Below are 9,156 nucleotides of genomic sequence, written 5' to 3' on the forward strand. Positions count from 1 at the left end.
CTCGATGCAACTTGGCGGGAAACTCGGGCGACGCTCACCGGTGCCCACCTGAGCAAGCTCCGTTCAGCGGCAAAACCTGTGACGCTGAACACACCCGGATGGACTTGGCCATTTTGGGCCGGGGGTGGCCCGTCGTCACTTTGCGTGCCACTCTCGCTGCGGAGATGTGACGGCCGCCGGAGGCCGCGGGCATCACTCACGGCGGCTCTCGGGTTACGGTGCTTCACCGGTGCGCGTTGTGTAGCGTCCGCCCCACCGTGTGATCGAGGGGAGTTCACCCGTCCCGTCCGTCCGGAAGAAAACGGACATCGACGTGATGCCGGGTGATCGTCAGGTGAAGAGCGTCAGGAAGGGTGAGCCTGTGGCCGCCAGCAAGACCGCGACCGGCAGGCGGCTCGTGATCGTCGAGTCGCCGCGCAAGGCACGGACGATCGCCGAGTACCTCGGCCCGGACTTCGACGTCGAGGCGAGCGTCGGGCACATCCGTGACCTGCCGCAGCCCAGTGAGCTGCCGGCGGAGATGAAGAAGGGGCCCTTCGGCAAGTTCGCCGTCGACGTGGAGAACGGCTTCGAGGCCTACTACGTGGTCGATGCGGACAAGAAGAAGAAGGTCGCCGAGCTCAAGCGGGCGTTGAAGGACGCGGACGAGCTGTACCTGGCCACGGATGAGGACCGGGAGGGTGAGGCGATCGCCTGGCACCTCCTGGAAGTGCTGCAGCCGACGATCCCGGTGCACCGGATGGTCTTCCACGAGATCACCCGGGAGGCGATCAGCCGGGCGCTGGAGCAGACCCGGGACCTGGACGAGCGTCTGGTCGATGCCCAGGAGACACGGAGGATCCTGGACCGGCTGTACGGGTACGAGGTCTCCCCGGTGCTGTGGCGCAAGGTCCGGGCCGGGCTCTCGGCCGGACGGGTGCAGTCCGTGGCCACCCGGATGGTGGTCGAGCGCGAGCGGGAGCGGATGGCCTTCCGGCCCGCCTCGTACTGGGACGTCACCGGTGATTTCGCCGCCTCCGAGGGGCACTCCGACGCCGGGCGCTGGTTCGGCGCGCGCCTGGTGGCCCTGGACGAGCGCCGGGTGGCGACCGGGCGCGACTTCAACGACGTCGGCCAGCTGACCTCCACGGAGGTCGTGCACCTCGACGAGGAAGCGGCCAACGCCCTGGTCCGGGCCCTGGACGGGGTCCACCCCACGGTCCGCAGCGTGGAGGAGAAGCCGTACCGGCGTCGGCCGGCGGCTCCGTTCACCACGTCCACCCTGCAGCAGGAGGCCGGGCGCAAGCTGCGGCTGTCGGCGAAGCAGGCGATGCGCACGGCCCAGTCGTTGTACGAGAACGGCTACATCACGTACATGCGGACCGACTCGACCACGTTGTCGGACCAGGCGGTCAACGCTGCCCGGCAGCAGGCCTCGGACCTGTACGGGCCGCAGTACATCCCGGCCCAGCCGCGTACGTACGCCAGCAAGTCGAAGAACGCGCAGGAGGCGCACGAGGCGATCCGGCCCTCGGGGGACAGCTTCCGGACCCCGGCGCAGGTCTCGGGTGAGCTCAGCGGGGACGAGTTCCGGCTGTACGAGCTGATCTGGAAGCGCACGGTCGCCTCCCAGATGGAAGACGCCCGCGGCTCCACCGCGACGATCCGGCTGGGGGCCACGACCACCGACGGACGGGACGCGGTCTTCGGCGCCTCCGGCACCGTGATCACCTTCCGGGGCTTCCTGGCCGCCTACGAAGAAGGCCGCGACGAAGAGCGTCACGGTGGTGAGGACGGCGAACGGCGTCTGCCGGAACTGGCCGTGGGCGACGGGCTGGACGCCCGGGACCTGAGCGCCGACGGCCACACCACCTCGCCGCCGCCCCGTTACACCGAGGCCAGCCTGGTGAAGGCGCTGGAAGAGCGTGGCATCGGCCGACCCTCCACCTACGCGGCCACGATCAGCGTGATCGTCGATCGCGGTTACGTCGGGCACAAGGGCAACGCGCTGGTGCCCACCTGGCTGGCGTTCGCCGTCACCCGGCTGCTGGAGGAGCACTTCGGCGGCCTGGTCGACTACGACTTCACCGCCTCGATGGAGGCCGACCTCGACCAGATCGCCGCCGGTGAGCAGGACCGCCGGCAGTGGCTGGCCCGGTTCTACTTCGGCGACGGCTCGGCCGAGAACGGCAACTCCTCCGCCCAGGCGCCGCGACCGGCCGGACCGGACGCCATGCACGGGCTCAAGCCGCTGGTCGACGACCTGGGCGACATCGATGCCCGGGACATCAACTCGGTGCCGCTGGGCGAGGGCATCGTGCTGCGGGTCGGCCGCTACGGCCCCTACCTGGAGGTCCCCGGCGAGGACGGAGAGGCCAAGCGCGCCAGCGTCCCCGACGACGTGGCCCCGGACGAGCTCACCGTGGAGAAGGCTCGCGAGCTCCTGGAGACCCAGGCCGACGGTGACCGCGAGCTCGGCACCGACCCGGACACCGGCCGTCAGATCGTGGCCCGCAGCGGCCGTTTCGGCCCGTACGTCACCGAGATCCTGCCCGAAGACTCACCGAAGTCGGCCAAGCCCCGTACCGGCAGCCTGTTCAAGAGCATGGATCTGCAGACGGTCACCCTGGACGAGGCGCTGAAGCTGCTGTCGCTGCCGCGTCTGGTCGGGGTCGACCCGGAGACCAACGAGGAGATCACCGCGCAGAACGGCCGTTACGGTCCGTACCTGAAGCGCGGCACCGACTCCCGCTCGCTGGAGACCGAGGACCAGCTGTTCTCGATCACCCTGGACGAGGCCAAGGCCATCTACGCGCAGCCCAAGCAGCGCGGACGCCGGGCCGCGGCGCCGCCGCTGCGTGAGCTCGGCGCCGACCCGGAGACCCAGGCACCGATCGTGATCAAGGACGGCCGGTTCGGCGCCTACGTCACCGACGGCACCACCAACGCCACCCTGCGCAAGGGCGACGAGGTCGAGTCGGTCACCCTGGAGCGGGCCGCCGAGCTGCTCGCCGAGAAGCGGGCAGCGGCGCCGCGGGCGAAGAAGACGGCCAAGAAGACCACCAAGACGGCCGCGAAGAAGACGACCGGCACCGCCAAGAAGACCGCGGCCAAGAAGACGACCGCGAAGAAGGCCACCGCCAAGAAGGCTCCGGCCAAGAAGGCGGCCACCACGAAGAAGACGGCCCCGGCCGCCTCCGAGTAGTCGATCGCAGCAGACGGGCCCGGCCAAGGTGGCCGGGCCCGTCTGCGTCGTTCTTGCCCGTCCGGCACCGCACCGCCCGGGACCGGACCGGCGCCGGTGCCCACCCACGTCCTTTGTTTGAGGGCTCTTCTGGGGACAGTCCAGGCCGTCCGCCGAACGTGACCTGGGGAAACCGGCTGCGACGACCACCCGGGCGCGGGTGAACGATTCCGGAGAGTGTCGGTGGCGGCCGTTACCCTGACCGAGTGACAGCCAGCGGACAGCACGAGAGCCGGCGCCCCGAACCCGGAGTGCCCAGCCCGAGCGGGCCGGACCAGGACCTTGACGTCGCACCGGTGTTCCAGGAGGCCTCGTTCCGCCGGTTCCGGCCGGCCCTGGCGACCTCGGCCCTCGGCGAGTGGCTGGGGCTGCTGGCCCTGCTCGCCCTGGCCGCCTCACTGGCCGGCGGCTCGTACGCCCGGATCAACCTCGCCGTCGCCGGGGTGCTGGTGCTGCGGCTGGCCCCGGCCGTCCTCCTCGGCCCGGTCACCGATGCCCTGGCCGACCGGCTGAACCGCAAGCTGGTGCTGCTGGGGGCCGACCTGCTGCGCGCGGCGCTGTTCGTCAGCGTCGCCCTGATCGGCTCGCTGGCCTGGCTCTACGTCGCCGCCCTGCTGATCGAGGTCCTGGCTCTGCTTTCCCGCCGGGCCCGGCTCAGCGCCGCCGCCGCGCTGGTGCCCGGCCACCGCACCCAGGCCGCCGGCCGGGCCGTGCGGCTGATCGGTTACGCCGCGGCCTTCGTCGCCGGCCTCGGCTTCGCCCTGCTGAGCCTGGTCAACGGCATGCTGGCCACGGTCCTCGAGGTGCTCGCCGACCGCCCGGGCGACCTGGCCCTCTACGCCACGGCCGCGCTGTTCGGGGTGGCCGCCCTGACCGTCACCCGGGCTCCGATCCCGCCGCGCCCGGCGGGTGAGGTGCTGCCGCGTGAGTCAGTGATCGGCTCGGTGCTCACCGGCCGTCCCTCGATCACTGCCGTTCCCACCCTCAGCAGCCTGGTCACCGGCATGCTGGGGGCGCTGGCGACGGCCGGCTCGGTGCTCGGCCTGGCCCAGATCTACGCTCGCGACCTGGGTGCCGGCCAGCCGGGCTTCGGGGTGCTGTTCGCCGCCGTGTTCGCCGGTCTGGCCCTGGGCCTGCGGGTGGGTCCGCAACTGCTCGAGGGTTTCTCCCGGTTCCGGCTGTTCGGGCTGAGCCTGGTCGCAGCCGGGCTCTTCCTGGCCGCGCTCGCGCTGATCCCCAACATGGTCATGGCCGTGCTGCTCACCGTGGGGCTGGGCGCCAGCGGCGGGGTGGCCTGGGGCGTTGGCCAGGCGCTGCTGGAACGGGCGGCCGATCACAGCGTGCGGGCCCGGGCCACCTCCTACCTCGCTTCTGCGGCCCAGGTGGTGCTGCTGGTGGTACTGGCCGCCGGGCCGCTGCTGGCCGGGCTGATCGGCCGGCACACCATCAACTTCACCGACTCACGCTCGCTCAGCTACAACGGCGCCGCGTTCGTCTTCCTGATCGCCGCCGTGCTCACCCTGGCACTGGGTGTGACCAGCTACCGCAAGCTGGACGACCGGGCCGGCACCAGCCTTCGGCAGGACCTGCGGGCCCGGTGGTCCTCCCGGCAGCCGAGCCCCTCGGCCGCCGCGCGCATCACTTACCCCGGCGTGTTCGTGGCGCTGGAGGGGGGCGACGGTTCCGGCAAGTCCACCCAGGCCCGGCTTCTGGCCGAGTGGCTGCGTTCCGACCAGGGCCACGACGTGGTGCTCACCCGTGAACCCGGCGCCACCCCGCTCGGTGTCCGGCTGCGTGAGGTGCTGCTGGGTAACACCGCAGCGCTGGGCAGCCGGCCCGAGGCTCTGCTGTTCGCCGCCGACCGGGCCCACCACGTCGAGGCCGTGGTCCGCCCGGCCCTGGCCCGGGGCGCGGTGGTGGTCACCGACCGCTACATCGATTCCTCGGTCGCTTATCAGGGCGCCGGGCGCGAACTCGACGGCGGCGCGGTGCAGCGGATCTCCGACTGGGCCACCGACGGTCTGGTGCCGGCGCTGACCGTGCTGCTCGATGTCGACCCGATGGTCAGCAAGGCCCGCCGGGCACACGACGTCACCCGTGGTGGCGAGGACCGGCTGGAGGCTGAGCCCGACGGCTTCCACGAGCGGGTCCGCGCCGAGTTCCTCGCGCTGGCGGCCCAGGCTCCGCACCGCTACCTGGTGATCGATGCCGGGCTGAGTGCAGAAGAAGTGCAGCAGCTGATCCGCGAAGGAGTCCGCCAGGTGCTGCCGGTCTCGGCCCGCCGTCGGGCCGAGCTGGACGAGCGGCTGGCTGAGGAGGGCCAGACCCGCGAGCGCCGGGCCAAGGCCGAGGCCGAGGTGCTGCGGATGGACGCAGACCTGAAGCGCCGCCGGGTGGAAGAGGCCCGCGAGCGGGAGGAGTCGCGGCGCCGGGCCCGCGACGAGGCCGAGCGGCAGCTGCAGCAGGAGGCCGAGCGTGAGCTGCGGGCCCAGGAGTCGCAGCGTAACCGCGAAGAGGTGGACCGGCGGGCCAGCGAGGCGGCCGCCGCGGCCGCGCTGGGGCCGGTCACCGAGCCGGTCCAGATGCCGCCGCGCTCGGTCCAGGCTCCCGGGGCGGATGCCTGGGGCCCGGCCGAACCGACCGTGCGGGTCCAGCCGGTTCAGCCTGAGCCGTACTCAGGTGACACCAACCCGGTGCCGCAACGCCCCCTGCGTCCCCAACTGCCCGAACCGGCCCCGGCGCCGCAGCGGCCCGCTCCCCCACCTACCGCAGCGATGCCGGAGATCGACGTGACCGCCCTGGACCAGGACGAGGACCGGACGATCCACCTGCCCGACGGTGATCCGGGCGAGACCGGCGAGAACCCGCTGCGCCGGCGCGGACGGCGGCAGGCATGAGCGTCTGGGACGACGTGGTCGGTCAGGAGGCCGCCACCGCGATCCTGAAGCAGGCGGTGAAGGCCGCCGGTGAAATGGTTGCCGCCGGTGTCGGTCTCGGCATCGACGCCGACAGTTCGGCCGTCATCTCCGGTGGGATGACCCATGCCTGGCTGATCACCGGCCCGCCCGGCTCCGGCCGCTCCACCGCGGCCCGGGCCTTCGCGGCCGCCCTGCAGTGCCTCGAAGGTGGTTGCGGCACCTGCCATTCCTGTCAGACCGCGCTGTCCGGGGCGCACGCCGACGTCAGCCTGATCTCCACCGAGCACGTCCAGCTGCGGGTGGACGACGTGCGTCCGCTCATCCAGCTCGCCCAGCGCAGCCCGTCCGAAGGGCGCTGGCGGGTGGTCGTCATCGAGGACGCCGACCGGCTGAACGACTCCTCCGGCAACGTCCTGCTCAAGGCCGTCGAGGAGCCGCCCCCGCGCACGGTGTGGCTGCTGTGCGCGCCGAGCGCCGACGACGTGCTCACCACCATCCGCTCCCGTTGCCGCCGGATCGGCCTGCGCATCCCCCCGGTCTCCGATGTGGCCGAACTCCTGGTCCGGCGGGACGGCGCCGACCCGGCCATCGCCTCGTTCGCGGCCCGCTCGGCCCAGAGCCACATCGGCCTGGCCCGGCGTCTGGCTCTCGACGAGGACGCCCGGATCCGCCGCCGCGAGGTACTCAAACTGCCGCTGAAGCTGCGCAGCGTGGGTGCCGCCGTGCTGGCCGCCGGTGAGCTGGTCGAGGTCTGCGCCGAGGAGTCCAAGGCCAGCACCACCGAACGCGATGCCACCGAGAAGGCCGCGCTGCTGCGTTCTCTCGGCGCCGAGGGCCTGTCCACGCTGCCCCCGGCCGTGCGCACGCAGGTCAAGCAGCTGGAGGAGAACCAGAAGCGCCGGGCCACCCGGTCCCAGCGCGACGTCCTCGATCGTTCCCTGATCGACCTGCTCTCGCTCTACCGGGACGTGCTCGTGCTGCAGCTGGGCGAGGGCCGCTCCGAGGGGATCGAGCTGGTCAACGCCGAGATGGCGGACCTGATCCGGGCGGAGGCGCGGAACAGCTCGGCGGCCTCCACGCTGCGCCGGATGGAGGCGATCGGCCAGGCCCGGGAGCGCATCGAGGCCAATGTCTCGCCGCTGCTGGCCCTGGAGTCGCTGATGGTTCAGCTGCGCCCGGCGGCCGCCTGATCACCGTGGGTACTCCGCTGCACAGCGCCGTGGGATAGCGTGCTCTTCGGTCTCGTTGATCACCAGTTATGCCGAGGAGAGCGATGTTCCGCCCCGCCGTCCGGTCCCTGACCCTGCTTGCGGCGGTTGCCCTCGGGGTGACGTCCTGCTCCTTCCCCGATTCGGGGTCCGACGGTGGCTCGAAGGCCGCCGCCACCGCGCTGCCCTCGGCCGGCTCGGTCCCGTCCGGGGTCACCGATCCGGCCACCGACGCGGCGTACCAGAAGTTCTACGGGCAGTCGGTGGAATGGTCCGACTGCGGCGACGACTACCAGTGCATGACGTTCGAGGTACCGGTCGACTGGGACGAGCCCACCGGCAAGACCATCCGGATCTCGGCGAACAAGCTCGCGGCCACCGGTGACGACCCGATCGGCTCGATGGTGGTCAACCCCGGCGGGCCCGGGGTCTCCGGCATCGACTACGCCGCGGTCGCCCGCCAGGCCTTCGGCCAGAGCATCCTGAAGAACTACAGCGTGGTCGGTTTCGACCCCCGGGGCATCGGCCGGTCCGCCCCGGTGAAGTGCTACACCGACAAGCAGTACGACGAGTCCACCTCGGGTGAGGGCACCCCCGACACCCCGGCCGAGGTGAAGGAGGCGGTGGCCGACGCCAAGGACTTCGGCGAGGTCTGCCAGCAGAACACCGACCCGGCCCTGCTGGAGAACGTGGACACGCTGAGCACGGTCAAGGACATGGATGTGCTGCGCGCCCTACTCGGCGACGACGTCCTCTCCTACCACGGCGCCTCTTACGGCACCTACATCGGCGCCTGGTACGCCGAGACGTTCCCCTGGCGGGTCGGCCGAATGACCCTCGACGGCGCCATCGACCCCTCCACCAGCGCCGAGGAGTACACCGCCGGCCAGGCCGAAGGCTTCTCCCGCGCCCTGCGCGCCTACGTCACCGACTGCCAGTCCGGTGGCGACTGCCCCCTGCGTGGCTCCGTGGACGACGGCGTGGCCCAGCTCGCCACCCTGGTCGACCGCACCGACGCCAACCCGCTCGACACCGGTGACCCCGCCCGTCCGTTGACCCAGTCCCTGATGTTCACCGGTATTGCCCAGGGCCTGTACGCCCAGCAGCTGTGGCCGGTCCTGACCACCGGCATCGCCCAGGCCAACGCCGGCGACGGCACCGGCCTGCTCACCCTGGCCGACACCTACCTGGAACGCGACGAGAACGGCAAATACGGCCAGACCCTCGCCGCCAACCCCGCCATCTTCTGCCTGGACGTCCCCGAGACCCGTACCCCCGACCAGATCGCCGCCGGCGCCGCCAAGCTGAACAAGGAGTTCCCCCCGCTCGGCGGCTCGATCGGCTGGGGCGGCCTGGGCTGCTCGCAGTGGCCCTACAAGGCCGTGATGGAGCGCAAGGAACTGCACGCCGCGGGCTCGGCCCCGATCCTGGTCCTCGGCACCGTCGACGACCCGGCCACCCCCTACGAGTGGTCCGAGGCCCTGGCCTCCCAGCTCGACGCCGGCCGCCTCCTGACCTGGGAAGGAACCGTGCACACGGCCTACCGCCAGGGCAGCACCTGTGTAGACACCGCGGTCGAGGACTACATGCTCACCGGCGCCCTGCCCAACGAGGGAACCGCCTGCAAGTAGCCCGATCGCCACGCCTACGGGTAGCCGCGTCACGGAGCACTCTCCGGAACCCGTATACTCGTGAACCGTCGCCCTGGCAGAACCTTGCTGGGACCGCGACGCGCCACCTTAGCTCAGTTGGTAGAGCAGCTCATTCGTAATGAGCAGGTCATCGGTTCGAGTCCGATAGGTGGCTC

4 protein-coding genes and 1 tRNA gene are annotated in these 9,156 nt (G+C 71.5%); all 5 read left to right on the forward strand.

The annotated features are described in order from the left end of the window. The first annotated feature begins 361 nt into the window (after positions 1 to 361). The 5 genes from topA (at position 362) to LR394_RS17535 (ending at position 9,155) form a co-directional block, all read left to right on the forward strand. Positions 362 to 3,184: a type I DNA topoisomerase gene (topA, locus tag LR394_RS17515; RefSeq protein ID WP_231443195.1), complete on the forward strand. Its 2,823-nt coding sequence runs from the start codon at positions 362 to 364 to the stop codon at positions 3,182 to 3,184. Between the two features lie 245 nt (positions 3,185 to 3,429). Then, positions 3,430 to 6,120 (forward strand): dTMP kinase, encoded by a 2,691-nt coding sequence (gene tmk / locus LR394_RS43020; protein ID WP_231443197.1) that lies wholly within the window; start codon positions 3,430 to 3,432, stop codon positions 6,118 to 6,120. After that, positions 6,117 to 7,331: a DNA polymerase III subunit delta' gene (locus LR394_RS17525; protein WP_231443199.1), complete on the forward strand. Its 1,215-nt coding sequence runs from the start codon at positions 6,117 to 6,119 to the stop codon at positions 7,329 to 7,331. Before tmk ends, LR394_RS17525 begins: the two co-directional genes overlap by 4 nt. An 83-nt stretch (positions 7,332 to 7,414) precedes the next feature. Then, positions 7,415 to 8,980 carry an alpha/beta hydrolase gene (locus tag LR394_RS17530; protein ID WP_231443201.1) on the forward strand — a complete coding sequence of 522 codons (1,566 nt, stop codon included), beginning with the start codon at positions 7,415 to 7,417 and terminating at the stop codon, positions 8,978 to 8,980. A 102-nt stretch (positions 8,981 to 9,082) separates the two neighbouring features. Next, a tRNA-Thr gene (locus LR394_RS17535) sits at positions 9,083 to 9,155 on the forward strand. Position 9,156: the final 1 nt, after the last annotated feature.

The sequence above is a fragment of the Kineosporia babensis genome, from assembly GCF_021129305.1.
Lineage (GTDB): Bacteria > Actinomycetota > Actinomycetes > Actinomycetales > Kineosporiaceae > Kineosporia > Kineosporia babensis.

Bases quoted from the DNA above. Each gene is read 5' to 3' on its own strand.
- LR394_RS17530 (WP_231443201.1), top strand. From the start codon at position 7,415: ATGTTCCGCCCCGCCGTCCGGTCCCTGACCCTGCTTGCGGCGGTTGCC.
- LR394_RS17525 (WP_231443199.1), top strand. From the start codon at position 6,117: ATGAGCGTCTGGGACGACGTGGTCGGTCAGGAGGCCGCCACCGCGATC.